The 25,448-nt window shown below is 44.4% G+C and carries 22 protein-coding genes, 1 tRNA gene and 3 pseudogenes; 8 read left to right on the top strand and 18 right to left on the bottom strand.

Translation table 11 applies throughout. The annotated features are described in order from the left end of the window. Positions 1–47: 47 nt before the first annotated feature. From E2B99_RS14395 to prfA, 4 genes are all read right to left on the bottom strand, one after another. Positions 48–809: a HesA/MoeB/ThiF family protein gene (locus E2B99_RS14395; protein ID WP_134246032.1), complete on the bottom strand. Its 762-nt coding sequence runs from the start codon at positions 807–809 to the stop codon at positions 48–50. Positions 810–1,034: 225 nt separating this feature from the next. Further along, the gene (locus E2B99_RS14400) at positions 1,035–1,634 is read right to left on the bottom strand and encodes a hypothetical protein (protein WP_134246034.1); all 600 of its coding nucleotides are present in this window, start codon (positions 1,632–1,634) and stop codon (positions 1,035–1,037) included. 45 nt (positions 1,635–1,679) lie between these two features. Next, a complete protein-coding gene (gene prmC, locus E2B99_RS14405; RefSeq protein ID WP_134246036.1) occupies positions 1,680–2,498 on the bottom strand; it encodes a peptide chain release factor N(5)-glutamine methyltransferase in 819 nt (272 codons plus the stop codon). A gap of 131 nt (positions 2,499–2,629) precedes the next feature. After that, the gene (prfA, locus tag E2B99_RS14410; RefSeq protein WP_134246038.1) at positions 2,630–3,718 is read right to left on the bottom strand and encodes a peptide chain release factor 1; all 1,089 of its coding nucleotides are present in this window, start codon (positions 3,716–3,718) and stop codon (positions 2,630–2,632) included. Between the two features lie 357 nt (positions 3,719–4,075). Between prfA and E2B99_RS14415 the strand changes: the two genes are divergently transcribed. After that, positions 4,076–4,591 carry a glycine zipper domain-containing protein gene (locus E2B99_RS14415; RefSeq protein WP_134246039.1) on the top strand — a complete coding sequence of 172 codons (516 nt, stop codon included), beginning with the start codon at positions 4,076–4,078 and terminating at the stop codon, positions 4,589–4,591. A gap of 70 nt (positions 4,592–4,661) precedes the next feature. On the opposite strand, the gene E2B99_RS14420 is transcribed toward E2B99_RS14415, so the two are convergent. Further along, positions 4,662–5,351, bottom strand: a complete 690-nt coding sequence (locus E2B99_RS14420) for a YccT family protein (protein WP_166739064.1) — start codon at positions 5,349–5,351, stop codon at positions 4,662–4,664. A 368-nt stretch (positions 5,352–5,719) separates the two neighbouring features. Between E2B99_RS14420 and yccS the strand changes: the two genes are divergently transcribed. Then, positions 5,720–7,849, top strand: a complete 2,130-nt coding sequence (yccS, locus tag E2B99_RS14425) for a YccS family putative transporter (protein WP_240687853.1) — start codon at positions 5,720–5,722, stop codon at positions 7,847–7,849. Between the two features lie 211 nt (positions 7,850–8,060). Beyond that, positions 8,061–8,882 (top strand): acetoacetate decarboxylase family protein, encoded by an 822-nt coding sequence (locus tag E2B99_RS14430; protein ID WP_134246045.1) that lies wholly within the window; start codon positions 8,061–8,063, stop codon positions 8,880–8,882. Positions 8,883–8,958: 76 nt separating this feature from the next. On the opposite strand, the gene ftsY is transcribed toward E2B99_RS14430, so the two are convergent. After that, positions 8,959–10,116, bottom strand: coding sequence for a signal recognition particle-docking protein FtsY (gene ftsY, locus E2B99_RS14435; protein ID WP_134246047.1), 1,158 nt, complete (start codon positions 10,114–10,116; stop codon positions 8,959–8,961). A 467-nt stretch (positions 10,117–10,583) separates the two neighbouring features. Between ftsY and E2B99_RS14440 the strand changes: the two genes are divergently transcribed. Genes E2B99_RS14440 through xseB form a run of 4 tightly spaced genes read left to right on the top strand, consistent with a single transcriptional unit; the run spans position 10,584 to position 15,379 of the window. Further along, positions 10,584–12,026 carry a M16 family metallopeptidase gene (locus E2B99_RS14440; RefSeq protein WP_430981490.1) on the top strand — a complete coding sequence of 481 codons (1,443 nt, stop codon included), beginning with the start codon at positions 10,584–10,586 and terminating at the stop codon, positions 12,024–12,026. Continuing rightward, positions 12,026–13,741, top strand: coding sequence for a M16 family metallopeptidase (locus E2B99_RS14445; protein ID WP_134246049.1), 1,716 nt, complete (start codon positions 12,026–12,028; stop codon positions 13,739–13,741). The genes E2B99_RS14440 and E2B99_RS14445 overlap by 1 nt, the downstream gene beginning before the upstream one ends. A gap of 2 nt (positions 13,742–13,743) precedes the next feature. Then, on the top strand, positions 13,744–15,147 hold the full coding sequence (xseA, locus tag E2B99_RS14450; protein ID WP_134246051.1) for an exodeoxyribonuclease VII large subunit: 1,404 nt from the start codon (positions 13,744–13,746) through the stop codon (positions 15,145–15,147). A 49-nt stretch (positions 15,148–15,196) separates the two neighbouring features. Further along, positions 15,197–15,379, top strand: coding sequence for an exodeoxyribonuclease VII small subunit (xseB, locus tag E2B99_RS14455; protein ID WP_430981491.1), 183 nt, complete (start codon positions 15,197–15,199; stop codon positions 15,377–15,379). A 405-nt stretch (positions 15,380–15,784) separates the two neighbouring features. Here the strand turns inward: xseB and E2B99_RS14960 are convergent. Then, positions 15,785–15,919 (bottom strand): annotated as a pseudogene (locus tag E2B99_RS14960) (KGG domain-containing protein); the annotation flags it as partial. Between the two features lie 630 nt (positions 15,920–16,549). Beyond that, entirely contained in the window at positions 16,550–16,795 is a 246-nt protein-coding gene (locus tag E2B99_RS14465) for a DUF2171 domain-containing protein (protein WP_134246055.1), read from the bottom strand. Between the two features lie 534 nt (positions 16,796–17,329). On the opposite strand from E2B99_RS14465, the gene E2B99_RS15020 reads away from it, so the two are divergent. Beyond that, a complete protein-coding gene (locus E2B99_RS15020) occupies positions 17,330–17,464 on the top strand; it encodes a hypothetical protein (protein ID WP_276320948.1) in 135 nt (44 codons plus the stop codon). Between the two features lie 134 nt (positions 17,465–17,598). On the opposite strand, the gene E2B99_RS14470 is transcribed toward E2B99_RS15020, so the two are convergent. The 10 genes and pseudogenes from E2B99_RS14470 to E2B99_RS14515 all read right to left on the bottom strand — a co-directional run. Next, positions 17,599–17,982 (bottom strand): hypothetical protein, encoded by a 384-nt coding sequence (locus E2B99_RS14470; RefSeq protein ID WP_134246057.1) that lies wholly within the window; start codon positions 17,980–17,982, stop codon positions 17,599–17,601. A 280-nt stretch (positions 17,983–18,262) separates the two neighbouring features. Next, positions 18,263–18,847, bottom strand: coding sequence for a BLUF domain-containing protein (locus E2B99_RS14475; RefSeq protein ID WP_134246059.1), 585 nt, complete (start codon positions 18,845–18,847; stop codon positions 18,263–18,265). 263 nt (positions 18,848–19,110) lie between these two features. Beyond that, positions 19,111–19,242, bottom strand: coding sequence for a DUF4124 domain-containing protein (locus E2B99_RS15140; RefSeq protein WP_205669697.1), 132 nt, complete (start codon positions 19,240–19,242; stop codon positions 19,111–19,113). A gap of 379 nt (positions 19,243–19,621) precedes the next feature. Then, positions 19,622–19,698: transfer RNA gene (locus E2B99_RS14485), tRNA-Val, on the bottom strand. A 52-nt stretch (positions 19,699–19,750) separates the two neighbouring features. Then, positions 19,751–21,862, bottom strand: a complete 2,112-nt coding sequence (locus E2B99_RS14490) for a transglutaminaseTgpA domain-containing protein (protein ID WP_134246063.1) — start codon at positions 21,860–21,862, stop codon at positions 19,751–19,753. Next, on the bottom strand, positions 21,862–22,809 hold the full coding sequence (locus E2B99_RS14495; RefSeq protein ID WP_134246065.1) for a DUF58 domain-containing protein: 948 nt from the start codon (positions 22,807–22,809) through the stop codon (positions 21,862–21,864). Before E2B99_RS14495 ends, E2B99_RS14490 begins: the two co-directional genes overlap by 1 nt. 14 nt (positions 22,810–22,823) lie before the next feature. After that, positions 22,824–23,828: an AAA family ATPase gene (locus E2B99_RS14500; RefSeq protein WP_134246067.1), complete on the bottom strand. Its 1,005-nt coding sequence runs from the start codon at positions 23,826–23,828 to the stop codon at positions 22,824–22,826. Between the two features lie 235 nt (positions 23,829–24,063). Further along, entirely contained in the window at positions 24,064–24,357 is a 294-nt protein-coding gene (locus E2B99_RS14505) for a YbdD/YjiX family protein (RefSeq protein ID WP_134246069.1), read from the bottom strand. A 25-nt stretch (positions 24,358–24,382) separates the two neighbouring features. Next, positions 24,383–25,324: pseudogene (locus E2B99_RS14510) on the bottom strand (carbon starvation CstA family protein); the annotation flags it as partial. Between the two features lie 9 nt (positions 25,325–25,333). After that, positions 25,334–25,448, bottom strand: a pseudogene (locus E2B99_RS14515) (IS5/IS1182 family transposase); the annotation flags it as partial.

Below are 25,448 nucleotides of genomic sequence, written 5' to 3' on the forward strand. Positions count from 1 at the left end.
TCTTGCTGTAATTTATCTTACTCGCATTTGTGCTATGTGATGTTGACCTAACCGCCTGAACTCTTACAAATTGGGCAATTGTTGTCTTTGGCAAATTTGAGTATTCGCTGTTGCATGGTAGTACCATTCCAGAGCAACAGACGATTGGCCAGCGGAACCTGATCTAAACCCAGATATAGCAAGGCATGATGTGCTTGCAGGCTGGCAATTACGGCAGTGGTTGAAGCCAGCACGCCCGATTCTGCACATTGGCGAGTGTCGTCATTTAAGCCATTACCAAACAGACAGCGGTAACAGCCCTGCGCCGGCCTAAAAAAAGCAATCTGCCCTTCCAGCCCAATCGCAGCAGCAGATAGAAATGGTACATTAGCCTCTACACAAGCCTGATTGATCAGGTCTCTTGTGGCAAAATTATCCGAGCCATCCAGTACCAGATCAATATCAGCCAGTAATTCGGGCAGACTGGTTAAATCAACTTTTAGGTTAATGGCTTCAAGTTGCGTCCACGGATTAATTTTTTGCAGTTCGCGTATTGCGACTTCAACTTTTAGCAGCCCAACATCACTGGACTGAAACAAGAATTGCCGTTGTAAGTTGCTTTCTTCAATGGTATCAAAATCAACTAACCGCAAAAACCCTAGACCCGCACGTACCAGTATTTGCGCACCCGGATTACCCAAACCACCTGCCCCAATCATTAATACACGGGCATTGGCCAGTTTAAGCTGCGCGTCCATATCCCATTCAGGCAGCAGAATTTGGCGGCTATAGCGTAGCAGTTCGGGGTCGGAGAGTTGGGTTTTGATCATCAGAAAATATTTAATTAATGAATCAGACTTTCATAATGAAAATTCATCCCATTATGCAATTTTTTGATCATATTTAAAATTATATTTCGCTTTCTATTTAAAAATTCCGATATCTTCTCAACAACCCCTAGATAGGTTTTCAAATCCTTATGCTGCAAGTTAAACACTTCCATCTAAAAAACAATCACATCGATACGAGCACCAGACTCCTTAGGCCAAATAGTTTTAGCTACAATTGAATTCCAGCATTCTATTAATTTGCTTTAAAATATCGGCACGCGCACTTTTCTTTTTAAATATAGTTGGAACATGTAATAGAAAACTTGCCCATTTATATCTTTCTGTATTTCTATCATTTGACTCTATAAAATCTCTAAGGTCTATAAGAGACTCACGATTAAATGCCCAAAGAGACTTTCCTTTATAACTCAATGAATAGAACGCATCACTTGGCCAATTTAAAACATAGACTTTCCTTGTCTGACATATCCCGCAAGTAAATGCCCCATTATCAGTATTATGGCTTCTTATCAAATATTTGGAATGATCCCAATCTTCTGGTTTATAGCCATCAGGTAAGTTGGTTATAGTTGCGGTTGAACCACCATTCAAACTTGCATAATAAGTTGCACCATGCCATTTATGCCCACAGTAATCCTCGTGTGTTTTGTATTCAAAACAATTGCTCGCTTTAAAATAAGGAATATCTTTCTTTAACTCAATTTTAACTACTTCGGCAAATTCAAAAACTGCGTGCCCACCACATAAAGGACAATTTATATCTACTTTATGTGGCATAGGATTCCAGACATATTTGCCAGTCATTTTGATCTCTTTAAACTATAATAGATTATCCTGTGAGACTTAACTCTATAATTGCCCCAGTGTCACCCGGTCATTACTGCCATAATCTTTTACCGTCTTTACCTCATTAAAGCCAGCCTGACTAAACAATTGCTGCACGGCCTGCCCCTGATCATAGCCATGCTCTACCAGCAACCATCCAGCAGGTTTTAACCATTGCGGTGATTGCCCAATAATCACTTTAAGATCCGCCAAGCCATTATTTTTTGCGGTTAAAGCGGTAATAGGTTCATGGGTTAAATCAATTAAATGCTGGTCTTGCTCATCAATATATGGCGGATTGGAAACAATCACATCAAATTGATAGTTGCTATTTAAAGCCTGATACCAGCTTCCCTGTAAAAACTCTACATTAGAAATCTGGTTTAACGTTGCATTTTGCTGGGCTACCTGTAATGCAGCACTGGAAAAATCAGTGGCAATGATATTTGCTAGCGGACGTTCTTTGGCAATGGACAATGCAATTGCCCCACTACCTGTTCCTAAATCCAGAATAGATAAATTTTGTTCTGGATCAATGAGTGCTAAGCCTTGTTCCACCAGAGTTTCGGTATCCGGCCTCGGAATTAAGGTATCTGGCGTGACCTTTAACTTTAATGACCAAAACTCCTGCTCGCCCAACACATAAGCTAGCGGTTCGCCTTGTTTTAGCCGCTCAATGCCCTGTAAAAATTGTTTTTCCTGAAGCAATGTTAATGTCAGGTCAGATTTATATTTTAACGTTAAATGATTAATGCCCAGAATATGCTCAAGCAGCCAGCCACATTCACGGCGCTCAAAACTATCGGGTTCGCCATAACACTCCAGTGCCTGTGCAATATTCATTTAATGTGGTGCCTGTAATCTAGCCATAAGCCAAGTCTTCTAAAACCATAACTCAGCTTTATAAAGCATTAGCCGAATTTGTCGAAACAGTAGCCAAACTTGTAGTTCGACTAGCTCACTAACCCTCAAAGCTAGCCACCGTTTTGCTGGGCCAGCATCGCCAGCTGATCCGCCTGATATTCGCGGTGCAAGTTATCCAGTAACTCATTTAAGTCACCTTCCATCACAGCATCCAGCTTATATAAGGTCAGGTTAATGCGGTGATCGGTAATACGACCTTGCGAGTAATTATAAGTGCGAATGCGCTCGGAACGGTCACCCGATCCCACCAGATCACGCCGTGCTTCCGAAGTTGCCGTTTGCTGCGCAGAACGCTTCGCATCTTCAATACGCGATACCAGCAATGCCATCGCCTTGGCTTTGTTCTTATGCTGGCTGCGTTCATCCTGACAGGCCACCACAGTCCCGGTTGGAATATGGGTAATGCGCACAGCCGAGTCGGTTTTGTTAATGTGCTGCCCACCCGCGCCCGATGCACGGTAAGTATCAATGCGCAAGTCAGCCGGGTTAATTTCTACCGTATGATCAGTGTCAACTTCAGGTAAAATAGCCACCGTACAGGCAGAAGTATGCACCCGCCCCTGTGATTCTGTGGCCGGCACGCGCTGTACCCGATGCGCGCCACTTTCAAACTTCAGGCGGCCATACACGCCTTCACCTTCCACCCGGCAAATGATTTCCTTATAGCCGCCATGCTCGCCTTCATTTTCAGATAACACTTCCACACGCCAGCCTGCACTTTGTGCATAGCGCTCATACATGCGAAACAGGTCACCAGAAAAAATAGCAGCTTCGTCACCGCCTGTTCCTGCACGAATTTCCAGAAATGCCGAGTTGGCATCGTTAGGGTCCCTGGGAATCATCAAGACATTTAAATCACTTTCCAGTGCTTCAAGGCGGGCTTTGGCTTCCTGAATTTCTTCTTCGGCCATATCGCGAAACTCAGGGTCTGCACGCATGGCTTCAGCCGTTTCACGGTCTTTTTCTGCCTGACGATAAGCACCCCAGACCTGGGTAATTTCTTCCAGTTCACTGTGTTCACGCGACAGTTTGCGAAACCGCTGGTTATCAGAAATCACTTCTGCATCAGACAGCAGTGCGTTTAATTCTTCATACCGGTCAGACAGTTGATCCAGACGCAAACGGAGTGATGACTTCATAACCTTGAATAATCTCGCAAAACGGGACAAAAATAACTTAAGGACTGACACAGTGACAGCCCGATGCAAACAAATTTTTAAGCGGCATAGTGTAAGTCATTCACTGCCTAAAATCCAAAAGACTGCAAAAATATTGCAATTGCCTTATTCAGTGGCCTTAATCACATAGTAGGTTGAGAAATCAATATGTGCGTTTTATCGGCAATTAACGGCCAAAATCCATGATTAGCTCTTTAAGTAGGCTCGAGTTTACGTGATGCACCCAAAGCTATTACTAAATATTACAGTGAAACATTTAGAACAATTAACATTAATTTAACAAGCAGCTCAGTTGTAGCTGGGATGAGGAGAAAAACTATGAAATTTACGTCCATTTTATTAGCCGGTGTGCTGTCTGCCACCAGCTTAATCGGAATGAATACGGTTGCCTACGCTGACAATACAGGGCGGGTTGCAGCAGCAGGTGCTTTGGGTAGTGTGGTTGGGGCAACTGTTGGCCGTCAACTGGGTGGTGAATCAGGTGCTATGATCGGTGCAACCATTGGCGGTGCAGGTGGTTCGGCAGCAGCCAGTGATAAACGCAGCCGCACTGAAAGTGCCGTTGGCGGTGGCTTGGGTGCTGCGGGTGGCTATACCGTAGGACGTAATACCGGTGTTCGTAATGGCGACCTGATTGGTGCTGCTGTAGGCGCTGCTGGTGGTGCTGCGCTGGGCAATAAAATTGCTCAGGACAAAGCTGAAGAAAAAGCTGAACAAGCCCGCCGCGACCGGATTGCTGCACGCAATGCACGTTATGACAGCTGGAATAACGGTAACTGGCAACGTGTAAACTACAAGGCTAAAAAACATCGCAAACACCGCCATCATGACTAATTTATCTTAAGATAAATTAACAAAAAGGCCACCTTATTTAGGGTGGCCTTTCTTATAGCTGATATAAATGCTAGCGAATGATGAACTGCATGAATTGCTCTCGTTCCTGCTTGCTGGCGTTTTGCCACAGTTGCTTAAGCTGCTCAAGATTATCATTTGCCCCTGTGGTTGAAACTGTTGAGACTTTAACACTTGAAGTAACGGCTTGACTGTTATTGTCAGTCTGGCTGGTGGTCAGGTCTTTTTGCATTTCCGGCTTGTTTCTAAAGTCCATTACCCGGTTAAAAAAGCTGCTGCCGAGCATGGGCTTTGGTGCGTTATCCAGTCCCTGTTGCTGGGCAATAACCTTACCCTGCTCATCAAGCACGGCAATAATGGGTTGCTTGACATAGTCTTTTGCCACATCATAATTTTTGGGTGGATTAACAAGGCTTAAACGGTACGTTTTATTGTCTTCCAAATTTGCTCGCACGCTTACCACTGCCGACTTTAAAACATCATGGTCGCCATTGGTTAAATTAAACAGTTGCTCATAGCGGACTGCAATCTCATGCGTACCGGGATCAAGCTTATAGCTTGTTTTGCTGGAGCGGAAAAAACTACCGTTTACTTCCTGCTGGTCCAGCGCCAGTACTGGAATTTCTTCGGGTGTTACTAATGTTACAGCAGCCTGTGCGGAAGTAGCCATAGCCACAACCATGAGTGATAAAACAATCTTGGATAAGGTAACCACATGCTGACCTTTTAATTTTGATCTCAAATTACAAACTTCCATTCATAAAAACAGTTCTACAAATATTGATGCGCACCCGTAGGTATGACTGATGCCAGGAATAATGGGCGCTAGTCTTTCAAACATAACATAATTATTTCAGCAAAGACTAAATCGACACATTCAATTTTGTGATATCAATATCATATTTTATGACATCACACTCACCAATATTAGTTGTTCAAGATGACAATGTAATGACAATTAACCAGTAAACTCTATTATCTTAAATCGCTTATTTTAAACAAAATAACCTTGAGAGCCTGAGATATAATGGCACTCAGGTAATAACTGTGAGATGACGTGTGCAAAAGCTGGCAGCAAAAATTATCAGGGTCAGTTATAACTCTGCCTATATGTATGCCTTGCGCATGATGATTGCTTTTGCAGGTACGGCTTTTTTCCCTTATTTAATTGATCGGCAAATTTTAACCATTCCTTTAACATTGGGTGTGGTTGCTGCGGGTATCAGCAATATTGATGACCGCTTTTCAGTGCATTTGCGCAATCTGTTTTATACCTATATTGGCTTTTTTGTGGCAGCCAGTTCGGTACAGCTATTGTTCCCCTATCCGGTACTGTTTGCCCTTGGCCTGATTGCTTCCTGTATTGTATTTATTTTGCTGGGTTCACTTGGCCCGCGCTATGCCACCATTTCCTATGGTTCACTGGTAGTAGCAGTTTATGCCATGCTGGGTGTTCACCTGTTTGACAACTGGTATGAGCAACCCCTGTATCTGGTCGCAGGCGCAGTATGGTATGGCTTATTAACCTCTATCAGCTATCTGGTTTTTCCGGTACGCAATCTGGATGACAACCTAAGCGCCTGCTATAACAAGCTGGGTGCTTTTTTATATGCAAAATCCAATCTGTTTGATGCCGATCTGAATGCACAGGAATTTGATCAGGCACTGATTGACTTATCCTTATGCAATAGCAAGCTGGTTGCCATACTCAATGCAACCCGGATTTCCCTGCTCACACGGCTTAAGGGAGACCGGGGCCAGAAAGATACCCGACGCAACCTGCACTATTATTTCGTGGCACAGGATATCCATGAACGTGGTGATTCAGCGCATATTGACTACCAGACACTGGCGCGTGAATTTCGTTATAGCGATATTTTGTTCCGTTTTCAGCGCCTGCTGAGCACACAATCCAGAGCCTGCATGGAACTGGCAAAATGCATTCGCTTGCATCGCCCGTATAAACATAATCCACGCTTTGCCCGTGCTTTTGAGCGTTTAAAGCAATCCATTCATTCACAATATGATCAGGGTCGTAACTTAATTCACTTAAATGCATTAACGCTGATTTTAACCAACTTAAAGGAAATAGACGCCCAGCTTGCCAACATGGAAACCGAGCGTTCCTTCCTGCAGAAAAATTTTGACCGTAATGATATTAACCAGCAGTTACGGGATGACAGCCTGCAAGGCTTTGCGGATATCTGGCAACGCATTCGGCAAAACTTAAGTCCTGAATCGGTATTGTTTCGCCATGCAGTACGCCTGTCACTGGTATTGCTGCTGGCTTATATTTTTATTCAGGTGACAGGGCTTGAATATGGGTACTGGATTTTGCTCACAGCGCTGTTTGTCAGCCAGCCCAACTTTAATGCGACCCAGCGACGCCTAAAATTGCGGATTACCGGTACATTGGCTGGCGTGCTGATTGGCCTGCCGATTTTATATTTTGTGCCTAGTGTGGAAGGACAGCTGGTGGTACTGATCATTGCTGGCGTGCTGTTTTTTGAACTGCGTAGCCGCCAGTATGCACAGGCCACTGCATTCATTACCCTGCTGGCACTAATCAATTTTAATCTGGACGGTTCGGGTTTTGATGCTGCCCTACCACGCATTACCGATACCATCATTGGCTGTTTTTTTGCCTGGCTTGGTGTGAGTTTTATCTGGCCAGACTGGAAGTTTCGCCGCCTGCCACGACTGGTGAACCGGGCCTTAACTGCACAGTGTAACTATCTGGCTGCTGTGGTTCGGCAGTATCATGCAGGCAAAAGCAATGACATGGATTACCGCATCAAACGACGGGCGGCCCACAATTCCGATGCAGAACTGGCCTCTTTTATTTCAACATTGGCGACTGAACCAGACCAGGATGCCATTCAGGTGAGTCAGTGCTTCCGCTTTTTATGCTTAAACCATACTTTTTTAAGCTATATTTCTGCGCTGGGTGCGCATCGGGAAGAACTTAAGGATAAAGAAGTGCTGTCGCTACTGGATCAGGTGCTGGTGAATATTCAGGGTGCCTTACTCCATGCGCAAACACCTAAACCGGCACTCCAGCATACCACCGAACTGCTCACCCTGCGCCTGCAAAATATGAGTGCCCAAACTGGTAGCCGTGAGCAACTGGTTTTGCAACAAATTCGCTTACTGATGAGTGTCTTGCCGGAATTTGCCACCTTAAATCAAAGTTTGAGTTATGACGATCATTCCGATGCCAGTGCGCTTGCACCATTGTAATGCCGCTGAGCTGCTTAGAGCCTCACCTTGACATGGTAGGGGTCGCTGCCTCAGGTTAATAGATTTTAAATTCGTGATTGCAAATACAAAGTAAAGGTGTCGGTCTTTTTAATAAAGCTTTTAAAAACCCAGCAAGAAAGCAACAGTGTAATTACAGGTCAGCATGCCTAAATAAGGATTCATTTCTATTCGGTAGCGAGGTTGATTGCACATGACTTCTTGGCTTAAAGATGCATTTTTTCAGGTGGCCACGCATCCCAAGCAAATCAGTACAGGCCCAATGCATGTACCCGTACGTTATTTTGATGCATCCAGCCTGATTGCCTTTTTTATGGTGGACTATGCCAAGGCGAGTGCGCTGGTTGATGTAACAGGCATTGAAGTGGTTCCTGTTACTGAAAACAAGGCATTGTTTGCGCTGGCTTTCTATGAATACCGCAGCCTGACAGACGGTGCGCCCTATAATGAAGTGGGAGCCTGTGTGGTGGTCCAACCCAAAGGCATGAAACCTGCCAAGCATCCCCTGATGGAATTGTCCTTGCCACCGGACCGCCGCCAGACTGGCATGCATATTCTGCATTTGCCCGTGACGACAGTAGAGGCCTGCGCTGCTGGCAAGGAAATCTGGGGCTATCCCAAATTTGTAACCTCCATTAATTTTAGCCTAAGTGACAAGGAATTTAGCGGTCAGGTGATGCATCAGGATCGTCCTCAGTCGTCCTTACTTAGCTTAACCGGAAAACTGGGTATGGGTTTGCCTGCACCGTGGGCTGACTTGGTACTTTATTCCAGTTTGAATGACCAGTTGATCCGTGCAACTGCCAATACCCGTACGCTGGATGGTGCTACCTTCGCTACAGCAGGTAGCCTGAAGTTATCGCTTGATCTGGTGAGTGGACATCCGATGGCAGAAGCATTGAACCAGCTAGACCTTGACGGTGCCTCGCCCATTTCAGCCACTTATACTCAAAGCCTGCAATTGCGTTTAAATGAAGGTGTGGTGGTGGAAACTGAAGAAAACCCTACTAAATGAGCAAAAAAAGGCCAGTGATCCGATATATATAATCGGCACTGGCCTTTTTAATTTAATGAGCAGTTAAAGTAATTTATTAACGCTCATCGGTCTGGAATAACGCCGCTACAAACGACTTGGCAGAAAACGGACGCAGGTCATCAATTTTCTCACCGACACCAATAAAGCGAATCGGTACATTGGTGCGGCTGGCAATATTAAACAGCACGCCGCCCTTGGCCGTACCATCCAGCTTGGTAATGGTTAAACCCGTTAAGCCTACTGCACTATCAAATTCCTGCACCTGATTAATGGCGTTCTGGCCAGTCCCGGCGTCCACCACCAGCATAATTTCATGTGGCGCGGTCGCATCAATTTTCTGCATCACGCGCTTTACTTTTTTCAGCTCTTCCATCAGGTTGCTTTTGGTATGCAAACGGCCAGCAGTATCGGCAATTAATACATCAATGCCACGCGCACGCGCACTTTCAAAGGCATCAAAAATCACCGAAGCGCTGTCAGCACCATGGCCCTGTGCCACTACGGGGATATTGTTACGTTCGCCCCAGATCTGCAACTGCTCGGTGGCCGCTGCACGGAAGGTGTCACCCGCAGCCAGCATGACTTTTTTGCCTTCGCCCTGCAAACGCTTGGCCAGCTTGCCAATGGTGGTGGTTTTGCCAACACCGTTTACGCCCACCATTAAAATCACGAACGGTCTTTTATTGCTATCAATATGCAGTGGCTTAACCCGTGGAGCCAGCAGAGTCACCAGTTCTTCCTGCAATGCCTTATACAGTGCATTGGAATAAATCAGCTCTTTACGTTCGGTGCGTTCGGTCAGGTTTTGAATAATAGTACGGGTTGCATCAACACCAATATCCGCTACCAGTAACTGGGTTTCGACTTCTTCCAAAAGCTCGTCATCAATTTCCTTGCCACCAATAAGAATATTGACCATGCCTTCGGTAAAGCTTTTGCGTGATTTGCTTAAGCCTGCTTTCATGCGACCAAAAAAACCACCGCTTTCTACACTGCTATCAGTGTCAGACAGTGGCGCTGTTACTGACGATGACGCTGCTGGCACTGATGACACTGTTACTTGCTGTGCTGGTGTTGCGGCTGCACGCTCTGCAATACGCGGTGTTTCGATCACAGGAATATCGACTGTGGGCAGGCTGGGCAAGGTAACGTCATCATCACCAATATCGGCATCAATAACGAAAGTTTTCTGATCGGGTTGCTGAGGTTGCATACTTGCTCCGGCGCCTTTATTCACAACTTTTAAATACGGTGTATCCTAGCATATCGTATGGATTTTTATGGAAGCATTGTGAATTTTCTTCACGTTAAATAACAAACAAATTGTACTTTTTGCTGCAAAAAAGCTGGCAAGTTTGGCGGGCAAGAGTATGCTTGATTTCTGCTGTCAGTACGCTGGTTTATCACTGCAAGACAAGCACCACATTTGGGAACAGCAGGTTGATTTCAACAAGGATTTTTTAAGAAACTTAAAAAAAGCATGGCGATTTCAACCCAAAATTTTGACTTTTTAGCACAGACTGGACGGATACAGGTTTAGCAAAATATATGATTACGCGCATGCAACAGGCCGCCTTACCTTCTTCCTTTTATTTAAAACACCTTGAGCAATTATTCACTCTCAAGAAATTGTCCAGGTTAAGCCAGTATGGCTTGATCGGATTAAGCGTTGGATTATCAATGCCTGTACTGGCCAAATCAAAACCAGTCAGTAACTCAGCCACTGCACCAGCGCCGATTCAGGTGAAAACCAAAACCTATGAAGAAACCCTACCAAATGGCCTAAAAGTCATTATCCGCGAAGATCACCGCGCGCCAGTTGCCATGACCCAGATCTGGTACAAGGTGGGTTCTACCGATGAAACGGGTGATGAGCTTGGCCTGTCGCATGCACTGGAACACATGATGTTCAAAGGCACCAGCAAGGTTCCGGGTGAAGAACTGTCACGCATTAGCGGCAAGTTTGGCGGCTCAACCAATGCATTTACTTCCAACAATTACACGGGTTATTACCAGCTTTATCCCGCACAATATGTACCGCTGGCGCTGGAACTTGAAGCTGACCGCATGCAAAACCTACAGTTGCGCCAACAGGATTTTGAACCGGAAATGCGCGTGATTATGGAAGAGCGCCGCCAGCGTACCGATGACAATCCCAAGGCGCTGGCTTATGAAAAATTCCGTTGGATGGCCTATCCCACCAGTCCGCTACGCCAGCCAACGATCGGCCACATGAAAAACCTGGAAGGCCTGAAACTGGATTCACTGAAACGCTGGTATCAAAAATGGTACACGCCTAATAATGCCACCCTGATTATTGTGGGCGATGTTGATCCGCAAAAAACCATATATGATGTGCGCCGCTACTTTGGCGATATGCCGCGTCGTGCCACGCCGGTTCGTCCTGATGTGAGCGAGTTCCAGCATATTGGCGAGCGGCAAATGGATGTAAGCGTGCCTGTACAAATTCCAGCACTTTATCTGGCGTGGAATGTCGATTCGCTACAAAGTGCAGACAACCCGGATAAAGCCTACGCACTGGCATTGTTGCAATCCGTGCTGGACGGTGGCCTGTCTGCCCGTTTTGAAACCCGCCTGATTCGTGAACAACGTATTTTGGCATCGGTTAGCTGTAACTATGACCTGTTTAACCGGGGCAGCAGCCTGTTTACCATTACCGCAATTCCAGAACAAGGTGTAACTCTTGAACAAGCCCGCGCTGCCATTCTGGCTGAAGTGGAAAAACTTAAAACTGATCCAATAACCCCTACTGAGCTGGAACGGGTAAAAACCAGCTATCTGGCAGAACTGGTCTATAGCCAAGACAGTATTGAAGGTCAGGCTCAACTAATTGGCATGCTGGAAAGTGCTAATTTAAGCTACAAGATTATTGATGCGCTGCCCCAGAAACTAAACCAGCTCTCAGTGCCGTATATGCAGCAAATTGCCCAGCAATATCTGGTATCCGATAACCTCAGCACCATGTATTTGCGGGTTGCGGGTGACAAAACACAGGCCAAGTCAGCTCCTAATGCACAAAATCCGGTACAGGCAGCTTCACAGCCCGCCACCTCTGCAACCAAAAATCCTGTTAGCAGCACTAGTACAGGAAGCAATCCCTAATGAATCAATTTATATATAACACCATGTTCTGTTCCCGTCCCTTGATATCGCGTTTTAGCGCCAGCTTTTTAAGCGTGGCCATGGCTGCTACCACAATTTCTCCTTTGGCTATGTCCACTGCCTGGGCCGAGGAATCCCATCAGGCCGAACCCAGCGATGCACCAATTACTTCGCTGGCAACCTTAAGCAGCCTGCGTAATATTGCAGCGTCAGGTGCTGTAGCAATCAAGACTCCAGCAATTGAAAGTCTGAGCACCAAAACCGGCACGCCAACCCTGTTTGTGGCCGCGCCTGAATTGCCGATTGTTGATATTCGGCTTACCTTTGATGCGGGTTCTGCACGTGACAGTGAATTGCGCGATGGGCTATATGGCTTGGCATCCTTAACTTCCCAGTTGCTGGATGAAGGCACTTCTACCCAGAGTACCGATGATATTGCCGCCAATTTTGAACGCCTTGGCGCCGAGTTTAGTGCAACGTCTTATCGTGACATGTTTACAGTAAGCCTGCGTACCCTGTCAGACCCGGCCTATTTTAACCCTGCAGTAGACCAGTTATTGGCCATTCTAAAGGACGCACAATTTCCGCAAACCAGTATTGACCGGGTGCTTAACAATGCAGCGATTGGCCAGCAACAGCGCAAGGAATCACCGGGTGCTGTCGTGGGCATTCGTTTTTACCGTGAGTTATACGGCAAACATCCCTATGCTGAACCGACCACAGGGACTGAAGCCAGCCTGAAAAAAATTACCCCGCAGGACATCCGTAACTTTAAGGACACCTATCTGGTTGCAAAAAACCTGAATATTGCCATTACCGGGCAGTTAAGCCGTGATCAGGCACAACAACTGGCCAACCGCATTAGCCAGAGCCTGCCTGCTGGTCAAAAAGCACGGCCCTTACCTGCACCACAACCCCTAACTAATGCAAAAACAGTGGCTGTACCTTTTAATTCCAGCCAGTCGCATGTGATGATTGGCCAATTAGGCATTACTCGTGACAACCATGACATTTATGCCCTGACCGTTGGTAATGAAATGCTCGGTGGCGATGGTTTTAATGCCTTATTAATGAAAGAATTGCGTGAAAAACGTGGCCTGACCTATGGTGCTTACAGTGGTTTTACCTCTATGCGCACTACTGGGCCGTTTATCATCAGCTATTCCACGCGCGGTGATCAGGCCGTTGAAAGTATTAAGGTAACCAAGCAAACCCTGCAAAATTTTTTAAGCCAGCCACTGGACCAGCAACTACTTAGCGAAACCCGCGAAGGCTTGCTGAAAAGCTATCCGCTATCACTCTCCAGCAATGAAAGCATACTGGGTTATCTGGGTATGATTGGCTTTTACGGTTTACCAACCAGCTATCTGGCCGATTATCCCAAAAAGATTGAAGCAGTCACGCCGCAGGAAATTCAGGCTGCCTTACGCAAATATATTCAGCCCTCTAGCATGCTTACAGTCGTTGTGGGTCAACCGTTTAATAGCAGTGCCTTAAACACCCCGATTGTACCAGCCACTGCAACCAGCCAACCCGGTGAAGTACCAGTAGTGCCAACAGACGCTATGCCAAAGGACACCGACAATAAGGAAAGTATTGGCACGGCGCCAGCACAGCAGCCCTCTCTACAAGACCCGCAACCTGTGTCATCAGTGGATGCTACGCAACCTACAGATACAGCATTACCATCCATTAGCCAGACAGGGCAACCTTAATCATGGCAAATTTTGATGGTTTTGATGGACTGGGTTTTGGTACAGACATTCGGGGAAATTCCGGCTTTGGTACTGTTCGCCTCAGTGAATACCTGAATGCCATTCAGACCGTAATCAAATTAAGCTTTGATGAAGGTACTTGGGTTAAGGCCGAAATTACCGGCATGAGCAGCAAAACCGGCCATTATTATTTTGAACTGGCTGAAAAAGACCAGTTTACCGATAAAACCGTTGCCACCTGCCGGGCAACCTTATGGCGCGGCCAGGCCCAGCGCCTGATTAGCCAGTTTAAGGCAGAGAGTGGCATTGATCTGGCCAAAAACCTGAGCGTACTGGTCAAGGTACGGCCTAATTTTAACCCGCAATATGGCTTTTCCTTAAATATTGAGGATATTGATTCGAGCTATACCTTGGGTGATCTGGCGCAAAAATATCAGGATATTGTACGGCGGCTGGTGGATGAAGAACTCATTGATCTTAATCGCAATTTACCAAATCCGTTTGATATCCGTCAGGTGCTGGTCATTGCACCGGAAAAAGCAGCTGGACTGGGGGACTTCCAGAAAGATGCCGACCTGCTGGCGCAATATGGCGTCTGTGAATTTACTTATGCGCATGCCACGTTTCAGGGAGTCGATGCCCCAAAAACCATTCAAAATGCCTTGTTTGAGACGTTACAGCAATGGCAAGACACAAAGCAAAGCCTCCCTGATCTGGTTGTCATCATTCGGGGCGGTGGCGCAGTAAATGATCTGGCTTACCTGAATGACTACACCCTTGCTGCCATGCTGGCGCAAAGTCCGGTTCCAGTCTGGGTGGGCATTGGCCATGAACGTGACCGTACCATTCTGGATGAAATTGCCCATCGCTCCTTTGACACGCCCAGCAAGGTGATTGCCGGAATTAGAAACCACATTGCCAGCGTCACCGAACAGGCCCAGAGTTATTTCGACACTATACAATCCATAGCGAATTATGCGTTTAATGCAGGCTTGGCAGAACTTGAAACCCTGATGGCCCTAACCCAGCGCAGCAGTAAATACAAGCTACTTCAACTAAGCCAAGAAACCGATCAGCTGATTGAAACCCAGCACTATCTGGCTCAGCAGCACATCAGGCAGGCACAGCAGCAGACTGAACAACTGATGCGTGAAATTCTGCTACAAAGTCCCAAGCAAACCCTTGAGCGTGGTTATGCCATTGTGCGCTTAAATGGCAAGGCGGTTAGTTCTATCAAGGAACTGCAAAATGCTTCTGCACAATCTACAGACACACCACCTGTAGCAAACCAAGCTTTAAATAGCCAGGCTTCAAATAGACAAGCTGTCAGTCAGCCAGTTATTCAGATTGACATGCAGGATGGTCAAGCCACTGCCCAGCTTAATACGATCAATTTTTTTGAGTAAACTTATGATGCCTAAATCAGAAATCAACCAACCAGCAGACCATTACGTAATGGATTTTAAACAGGCATTTGCGGTTCTCAAGCAAAATGCCGAACGACTGGAAGAGCAACAAGAGCCTGATCTGGATCAGCTCATGGTGATTGTGGAAGAATCCATGCAAGCCTATAAAGCCTGCAAGGCTCGTATCAAGGCAGTACAGGATGCCCTTAACCAAACCTTTGAGCATGATTAATTGGATCAAGTAGCCATAAAAAAACGATGTATGAATAGACACTCATACATCGTTTTTTGCTTTTAGACCGTAGAGTCAGCGAAGTCAGCTTTAAACTAACCTAGCTTTAAGATAGTCACGCTGCTTGCTTCTCTGTGGTTCAGTTTTAAAACGCTAGCCATCTAGGTTGCCGTTTTAGCGATTTTGCTTACTGGTAAACTGGCCATCTTCATCGCGTGACTGATTACTGTTGTTGCCACGCTGGCTACCCTGCTGCTTGCCACTAGAGCTGTTGCTTTGAGTGTGCTGGTTGTGGCCTTGGCTATTGTTACTTTGCTTAGCCTGATTCTGGTTGCCGCCACCCTGTTGCTTGCCATTACTATTGCTGCTTTGGGTTTGCTGGCCCTGACCACCGTGGCTTTTTGAACCAGCCTGACGTGCTTCCTCAGAGGTAAACTCATGGGCATTGCCACTGGCATGGGCTGCACGACCACCTTCACTGGCAATTTCACGTTGACGCTCTGGGTCCATGCTGGCAAAGCCACGGTTTGAAGTACCGCCACCTTGTTGCTGTTGCTGTCCGCCCTGTTGTTGGTGCTGTTTGCCTTGCTGACTACTTTGAGTATGCTGATTATTTCCTTGGGAATTATTTGAACGATTAGACATATTAAACCTACCTTTCGAATTAATAACGCGGGTTAATAACATACCGAAGTTTCGGTTTAAACAAGTTAAGCGCATTATCCAAATTACACTGTCTAAAAAACTGTAGAGTTTTACAACCTTAACCCAGCCTTAGGTCATAAAATGTAATGCAGGTAAGTTTATATAAATACTTCTATCGTCTTCATAATTTATTTTTCTCCCCCATAAATAAATATAACTTAATGGTTTTGAAATAAAAAATTAACCTTCCCTTTTATATTCACTAAAGATAAATTTTTATTTCTCAAAATTTTAATGATATGATGGAGAAATTATGTAGTAAATACATTTAAAAATCAAAAACTATACCAGCATAAAAAACGTTTTTAATTTAATCAGATAAGAATATATTAGGTTAAATCTTACTAAGCCTATATAAAACTAATGCCCTCTGAAGGGCATTAGTTTAAATCAGATCATCTATAGATAGCACGTATTAATCAACTTTAAGGAGATATCACTAGATAGCTATCTAATAATAACTCATTAGATGGAACGCCATTGCTGCTGCGCTTCAGCTGCTGTTTTGTTCAACACCACCTGATTATCGTTGATGGATTCAACCCACTCAACCGGAATGGCATGGTGCGTGTTATCAGCGGCTGAATCCTGCTTTGCCAGTTTAATCTGGTCAGTGCCAATCGCGTGATCTACCTTGCCCACGTGTTGTTGATCAGAGCCAATTACTTCAGCATGCGGTTTAATATCATTAATATCTATTTTTCTAGCCATTAAAAGCTCCTCATATCACTCTAATTTTAAATTAAACCAACTTTCTCAATTGAAAGTTAATCTTTAAAAATCTCATTACCGGATAGTTAAAATCTAAGTCTTAATAACATCAACCAAATTTTAGCGATCAAGCAATGCTCATGACTTTATAATAAATTTTCAGCGATTAAATAACTCATAACGTCACTATATGTAATTTGATGTATTTTATGAAATTAGTAACAGCATTAATTCTAGAAAAATAAATTATTAAAATACTGTAATTAATATAAAATTTTTAAATGTATAGAAGTAAGATTTTATTGCAAAGTAATTCCATCTTCATAAATTGATGTTTTTACTTTTCTTATATATCTCCTTGTATATCGCTTGTTTTTAGCTCTTTTAACCCTTTGCATTCATTGTTATTAATCACTGTTCCCAAATAATTGATAGATGAGGTTTATTGATGAGCACAATCCTAATTACAGGTGCCGGAACTGGTTTTGGTCGTGAATCTGCCCTACGATTGGCTGAAAACAGCTTCAGGCACTTATGGCTGCTGAATGGGAAGTTACTCAAAACTCTGGTACTGGCAAGCGGGATAATATGGTGCAACAAGCTTTTGACATGAAACCCGATACACCTGCCAAAACCTTTATTCTGGACAAACTTTTAAAAAGTTTTTGATCCTTTGCGCTTAAATTAAAACCAGTTAGTCAGCATGAAAAAAGCCGTTCGTTTAATGGATTGAACGGCTTTTTCATAATTCCAGCTATGATCACAACAACTTAACTCTAATGAATAGCCTTTAAACGCATCAGTTATAACAAGCTATTTAAACGTGCCGACTCGTTACTTGAAGAACGTAACTGATGGATTTTTTCAGAAGCCACCGCAATGGGCAAAACCTTATTAATCAGTTCAACCAGATCCGGAAAGGTTTTTAAGGCCACAAACTGTGGGTCACAGCCTGCCAGTAAATCCAGTTCTACAAGATAAGCATAATGCGCCCTGTCCGGATTACCGACATAAACCTCCATGATCACATCACCGCAGATCATATTCCCGATGCTCATGCCATCTGCTGGCTCGTATCCTGCATTTCTAATGTCTTCCGACAAATCAATGCTGGCAGTTTCCTTTTGAGTATGTGTAAGAAAGTCTTCAATTTCTGCCCAGCCATATTTATAGCTAAATTTCCACATACTTCAATTCCTTTTACTATTAAAAAATTAGCACCAATAACTTCACAGCTAAAATTGTAAATCCTGTTACCAAGCTTTTAAACCGTAGATTGTAGCAACTATATTAAAAAGTAGACTAATCTGTATAGGGTTCTGTTACTAAAGGCTAATAAAACAACTGACGAGCAAATTTAAAGAAAAAGTACAAACTATAATAATTTTTTAAATAGCCTTAAAAAGCGCTTTCATTTTGCAAAAACAATAAAATAGCAGGTTGGCAATACCAATAAATGCATTACGGTTAAGCGTGATGTTCTAGGTAGCTGGTAATGTAAAAGGCTAAAACAATGATCAGGACAATGGATAGGCCTAAAAATAAATAATTAATAGAAGAAAAAGGCTTAGCTGACTTAATACTACGCTCATTGGCAATAGACTCATATTGCTCCAAAAAGGTATAGCTCACTGCTTCTTCATTTTGAATAATTAACTGAACAAACTCATCCAGCATCGTACCCTGAACGATATAAGGATTAAACGTATCCTTATGCCAGTCCAAAAAAAATTGCTGAAGTACAGTTTCCCGAATAAAGTATTTAATATTCCAGAAATTAAATGACTTCGCTGGAATAATTTCTCGCTTTAATAGCAAGAAATCACGGGTATAAGGGCTTTCTAGCGACATCTGGTGAAACTTGTTAATCTGCTCTTCACTGCCTTCAATACAATGCAAAAACGTGTTATTCCCATAAATTAGAACGCCACTTAACTCCTCGATATTATTTAATGTTTCGCAAATCTGGGTGATTTCAATCAGATGCTGGCGAATTGTGGACGGGAGTGCCGTTGAAGTAGCCGCATAAATAAAACGGGTATAGTTTGGCATTGTTATTACACGTTAAGTCAGGATAAATACGGATTGGGCATTATAGCTAGTTCTTTGAATATTTTAAAATAATTAAATGGCTGGCAAATTGAACTTACATTTTGACCCTGCTTGCTGGCATTTAACATGAACCACGATACAACTTAAGATTTATTGGTGGATTAGTCATACAATGATCACTCAGTTTAGCTGGCCAATTATTTATATGCTTAACCAGCGAATCCTAGATAAATATAAAGAATTACCCTCCATATAGTGAACTGTTATAAGCATCCCGAATGGATTGCCTTTTTGGCAGGCGGGGTCTGGCTATACTGCACATTACCTGAAGCATCTATCCATTTATATGCTGTTCCCGCATGCGCTGCAGGCAATAGTAATGAACATATACTCACGAGCAAAAATTTCTTATTTTTAATAGATGACTACCCTTCAGGCATAGATAAAACTCATAAAACTGGAATGTTTCTATCTTGATTTAAATACTTTTAACGCTCAAAAATTAATTAATTCTTGTTAGAAATCAGGCTTCTTTTAAAAAAACTATTTTTTATTTAAGGATTAAATCATATCATTAGACTTCTTTCATAAGTTGTACCAACTCGCCTTCGACAGGCTCAGGCAGCGTTGGTTGCGCTTGTCGAAACCAGACTTATGCAAGAGATCTATTAAATATCTGGTTGAGTATGCAAGCATTTTTACTCATTTTAACTTTTCCATAACCCATAAAAAAGACCGCCTGAAAACTTAACTTTCAGGCGGTTTTAAAAATTCTGGTAGACGTAACTGGACTCGAACCAGCGACCCCCACCATGTCAAGGTGGTGCTCTAACCAACTGAGCTATACGTCTAAAGTGGCCAAATTATTACCGTAATCCAGTTCCATAGCAAGATTTTTTTATACTATTCCTTCCTGTTCGGCCAACTGCTAACCAGTTTTTTCATTTGCTGAATGACTTTAGCTTGGGCTGGTTCATCCCCTGCTGGTGCATAACGTGCTTGCTGATAGAGCTGAATCAGCTCTTGTGCCGGCTTTTGATAAGCTGGATAGGCTGCTAACCGCTGCAACCAGTTCACTACACCTTCTGACTCACCCCGCGCCAAGTTTTCTTTGGTTAATTTCTTAGACAATCGCTGTAATGGTGCATCAAGTGGATGCCAAACTTTTCGTCTGCGCCACCACATAATCCCTACAATGATCGCCAATAGCGTAATAAAACTACCTACCATCCAGGCCACTTGCACATACATGCTTTTGATACCAAATAGCCGTTGTAGCAGACCTTGCTGCTGGGACTGGTCAAAACCCACCACATCCCGCTGCCATACATAGCTGGCATAATCTGCCCAGACACGCGCCTGCCCTAATAACCTGAACTGGCTCGAGCGTAGTTGACCGAATACATTATTACCAAAGACCTGCTGATCTTCCTGCATAAAATTATTCATGCCTTTTTCAACGCGCTCAGGTGCAACCGCAGCGGTTGGGTCAACCCGTACCCAGCCTCGTCCGGCCAGCCAGATTTCTACCCATGCATGAGCATCCAGCTGACGAACTTCCCAGCTTTGCTGATCCGGAGAAAATTGGCCGCCCTGATAGCCCACCACAACCCGTGCCGGGATACCGGCTGCACGCATCAAAAATGTATAGGATGATGAATAATGCTCACAAAATCCACGCCGGCTTTCAAACAGAAATTGATCAATCCGCTGGCCGGAGAGTACTGGTGGCTCTAGTGTATATACAAAATTTTGCTGTCTAATCCAGTTTAGCCAGTAATCGGCATAACGCTCAGGATTGCGCCCAACCTGATTAAAAACCTGTTGCGCCAATTGCCGGGTACGCGGATTACTGTTGGCTGGTAGCTGTAAATTGACTTGTTTTAACCAGTCTGGCAACTCGGTATCACGCTTAAGATTTTTAACCTGTAAGGCGTCATAACTAAACTGGCGATAAACCTCGCGCGAACTTTTTAAATTATATTCACGGGTTAAAGCAACGTCACGGGTGCGGCTAAAGGGTACATCCAGCGCAAATAGCCATTGCTGCTGAGTCGGCTCAAGCAGCACCTGATATTCAAACCCCGTATTTAATTTGCCTGCAAAAGTCTGTTTAAACCATTCAGGCTGGTATTGCATCCCTGTCCAGACGGGATTATCGGCGCGATAATCCTTAAGCTGCGTCCAGGTGACGCCATCAAATTTGCTTAATACTAAACCACGCCAATACAGCTCTGAACGGGGAGGCAGATGCCTTGCCAGATTATTTTGCTTATCCAGCACACGGAAGGCCAGCTCCGTGGACTGGCTCAGGCTTGCAATATTGCCCGGTGACATCTGGTCACTCATGCCAGTTTTGCCCTGTGACTGGCTAATCGGAACACTCCATAAAGGCGGAATTCTCGGAAAAAATATAAATAAGACAACAAGCAATGGAATGGCCTGTAAAAATAGGCGCAATAAAGGCTTCCATAGACCTGCTGAAGGATTAATGGCTTCGGGAATATTTGTTTTTAGCTGGGCAGAATGGTGATACAGCAGGTCAGGATTAATATTCTGCTGCAATAACGCATAAAATATAGCCAAAATGGCCAGCAGTGCCATGGCCGCATTAAAAATGGATTGTTCAAACAGGAACAGGCTGGCAACTACAAAAAGTGATAAGGTCAAAGCAATATAACTGTCACGGCGCTGCTTTAACTCCAGTAATTTACCCAGTAAACATAACGCCAGAAAAGCTACACCAGCATCTACACCAATCAGCGTGCGATACGTCACCAATATAATGGCAAGCCCTGCTGTCACAATAATATATTGATAAAACTTGGGCGGCTGTGAATGAAAGATTTTTCGACGCCGCGCCATGAGCCATAGGCCCATCAGCGTAATAAAGGCCAGTACCGAAAATAAAACAGGCAGATGAAAAACATGCGGGAAAAACACAACAAATTGTGCAGCAATAATACTAACAAATTGTCTGTAACGAATCGGTTGTACAGGAATTAACGCGTTCATCAGGGTTCCTCTGCCAGCAGTCGTAAGGCCTGATTGGTATGTTTTTCACCATGCCCTAAAGGCAGTTCTCGCGTAGGTAGCCTCATGCTAAAAGCAATATTTTGTGCGCCCAGTATTTGTACCCAGTACGCCATTTGCGATAGCTTGGTTTCATGGTCAATTGCTGGCATCTGGTCATAATCTAGCGCATCCTGTTCAGCACAAAAGTCTATAAACTGCTTGCTCAACAATCCCTGTCCCTTGGCCAAATGTGACCATGACACGCGGGACAAGGATTCGCCCTTAACATAGTTTTTTAGTTCCTGAAATTCTTCCTGACCACTTAAACCATGCGTTTCCTCACCCTCTCCACCAATCCGGTTTAATACATTGCGTTCAGCTTCAATTGACTTTGGTGCTACCCAGACTTCCTGATCAAAATAAATATATGTCCACGCACGAATCAGTCCTAATGGATAGACACTTTGCAGCATCAGGCGTGGCGGTAAAAACCGTCCCCGTTTTGGCGTATCAATATCAAAATGCAGCACCTGTTTGTCATTAAGCACGGCAATGCGCTGATATTGCTGCCAAACCAGTTCTAGCTGGCAATAGCATTTGGCAGTGGTGGGGCTAATTTCAACTTGAAAGCGGGCTTGGCCTTCAGCCTGACTGTCACTGGCGTGCAGGACTTTTATTTTTAGACCGGATAATTGTGCGTAGCTATGATGAATGCCAATAACCAGAATACTGCTCAGCAGAAAAAATACGCCTAAAATCAGATTATTAGCGTAATTGACACCTGCCAGAAAAGTCACTGCCAGTAACACAGCAAACAAGCCACCTTCCTTGGTTAAAAATACAAAAATCTGGCGCTGTGATAAGGTAACTTCCCTACAGCGTGGCAAACGCCGTCGCATCCAGCGCTGAACAGGAGGGCGGTTTTCAAACCAGTTGGTGAGGCGCATAAAAAGCTCCTCAATCAGCTAATCACAGGAACTTGACGCAGGATTTGATGAGCTGGGGAATCTGCACCGCCAATGCCTTTCACCCCTAGTCGATGATCAGCAACTGCCACAAATACCGCCTGAATATCTTCAGGTATGACAAAAGCGCGACCTTCAACCAGTGCATACGCCTGTGCAGCACGTTTAAGTGCCAGTAAGCCACGGGTCGATAATCCGGTATGCTGGCCAGTACGGGTTTGTTCAACCAGATGCTGCAAATAATCCAGTACAGGTTCTGATAGATAGATGTCATTCACCAGCTGGCGATAGTCTTTTAATGATTGCGTATTCAGTAGCGCTTCCACTGATTCTAGCATGCTACGCCGATCCTGCCCCAGCAAAATTTCCCGCTCGGCCTGCGCCGATGGGAACCCTAGGGACAAACACATCAAGAAGCGGTCAAGCTGCGATTCCGGCAAAGGGTATGTCCCGGACTGGTTAATAGGGTTTTGAGTAGCAATCACAAAAAATGGCTGCGGCAATGTCCGGGTCACGCCATCCTGTGAAACCTGATTTTCCTCCATGGCTTCCAGCAATGCACTCTGGGTTTTGGGACTGGTGCGGTTGATTTCATCGGCCAGCAGAACTTGCGTAAAAATCGGGCCTTCCCGAAATTCAAATTCCTGTTTTTCCGGGTTAAAAATCGATAAGCCCAGAATATCACTAGGCAGCATATCACTGGTAAACTGTACCCGGCGATAGCTTAAACCTGACAGCTTGGCCAAACTTTCAGCCATGGTAGTTTTGCCCATCCCTGGCAAATCCTGTAGTAATAAATGACCACCTGCCAAAATGCAGCTTAAAGCCAGCTTGGTTTGTTGCGGCTTATCAAGCACAATCTGGTTAAGCTGATTGAGAAACTGATCCAGTTTTGCCTTGGTTTGGGTAACCAGTTGTTCTACTTCCTGCTGGGAACGCTTTATTGTTTCTAAAATGGCTTTTTCTGAGGCAATATTTTGAGGGGTGGCATCCTGAAGCATAAACTTTCTTCCTTATCAAACTGGCTTAGCTTAAATATAAATAAAGCTAAACCCTGATTAAATCATAGTATTTAGTGCATGGGTGCATTTAAGGGTTGCGCAAAGTTCAGGTTTAACGTTAGTTATACAGGAAGTTTATTTTGGCTGACCAGACAGTTTCCTTAACAATAGACCTTGCTTTTGTATTGTTTTTATACGACTTACAGTTTGAAAAATTTTCATTCAAGAAAACAAATCAGCAGGGACATTTTCCGACTTTCCCGGCTTTAGTGGGATAACGCGCTTCCAGGCAATGACGGTAAAACTGTTTTTCAGTCATAACCTGAAGCTGAGGATGGTGTTGCTGCATATGTTGCACATACACCTGATAGTCGTGTACACCGACCATTAGGCGGAAGCTTTGAGCCAGACGCGTTATAATCAACTTAAGCTTGCTTTGCCAGCTTAAACCAACTTGTACAACAACTGAATCTGGTTTTGCTGGCAAAATCCGGTGAATATGGAAGCTATTCCCCGTCCTTTTAACCATGAAAGACTCAGCAAACGGGACAGGTTTAAACTGATGTCTGGGCATCTGTACTGGCCTTTTCATAGCTGGTATTTTCATAAACAATCTCAGCCTCATGCACTGTAGGTTCACTCGCGTGTAAAGCCTTATAGATGACTCTAAAGGAAGCCAGCAGCATTACTACGGCCACAATCATAAAAAAGGCGCAGAGCACTGCATTAATCTGATTGCTAAATACAATCGTATGCATATCCTCAAGGGTTTTAGCGGGTGCAATAATTGTACCCTGCTCCATAGCAACTGAATATTTATTGGATTGTGCCAGAAAGCCAATTTTGGGATTTTCATGAAAGATCTTTTGCCAGCCTGCGGTTAACGAAGTAATTAGCAACCAGAGAGTCGGTACAATTGTCACCCAGGCATAACGCTGTTTTTTCATCTTAAACAAAATCACTGTGCCTAAAATCAGTGCCATGCTGGCCAGCATCTGATTGCCAATACCAAACAGCGGCCATAAGGTGTTAATGCCCCCGAGCGGATCAATCACACCCTGATAAACAAAAAAGCCCCAGCCTGCCACAGCAACGGTTGTACCGATAATATTTCCTATCCATGAACGGTTACTGGCAATACTGGGAACCACGATACCTGCCAGATCCTGCACCATAAAGCGACAGGCCCGTGTACCCGCATCCACAGCAGTTAAGATAAATAGCGCTTCAAATAAAATGGCAAAGTGATACCAGAATGCCATCATGGCACGGCTATTGAAAATTTCCGAAATGATATGTGCCATGCCTACTGCAAAAGTTGGTGCACCGCCAGCACGTGACAAAATACTTTGTTCACCCACTTCTTTGGCAATCAGGCTTAACACTTCTGGTGTCACTACAAAACCCAGTTGGCTTACAGCCTGCGATGCAGATTCTACGGTTATGCCAATAATGGCTGCTGGGGCATTCATGGCAAAATATACACCTGGTTCTAGGGTGTGTCCTCATTTGGCTTTACACCAAATCAACATGCAGGCTATACGGATCATAGACTGATAATTTCGTGCAAGCTTATCGAATCGGGTTGCAATAGCACGGAAATGTTTTAATCTTGCAAAC

Origin of the sequence: Alkanindiges illinoisensis (assembly GCF_004377485.1) — a bacterium.
Taxonomy (GTDB): domain Bacteria; phylum Pseudomonadota; class Gammaproteobacteria; order Pseudomonadales; family Moraxellaceae; genus Alkanindiges; species Alkanindiges illinoisensis_A.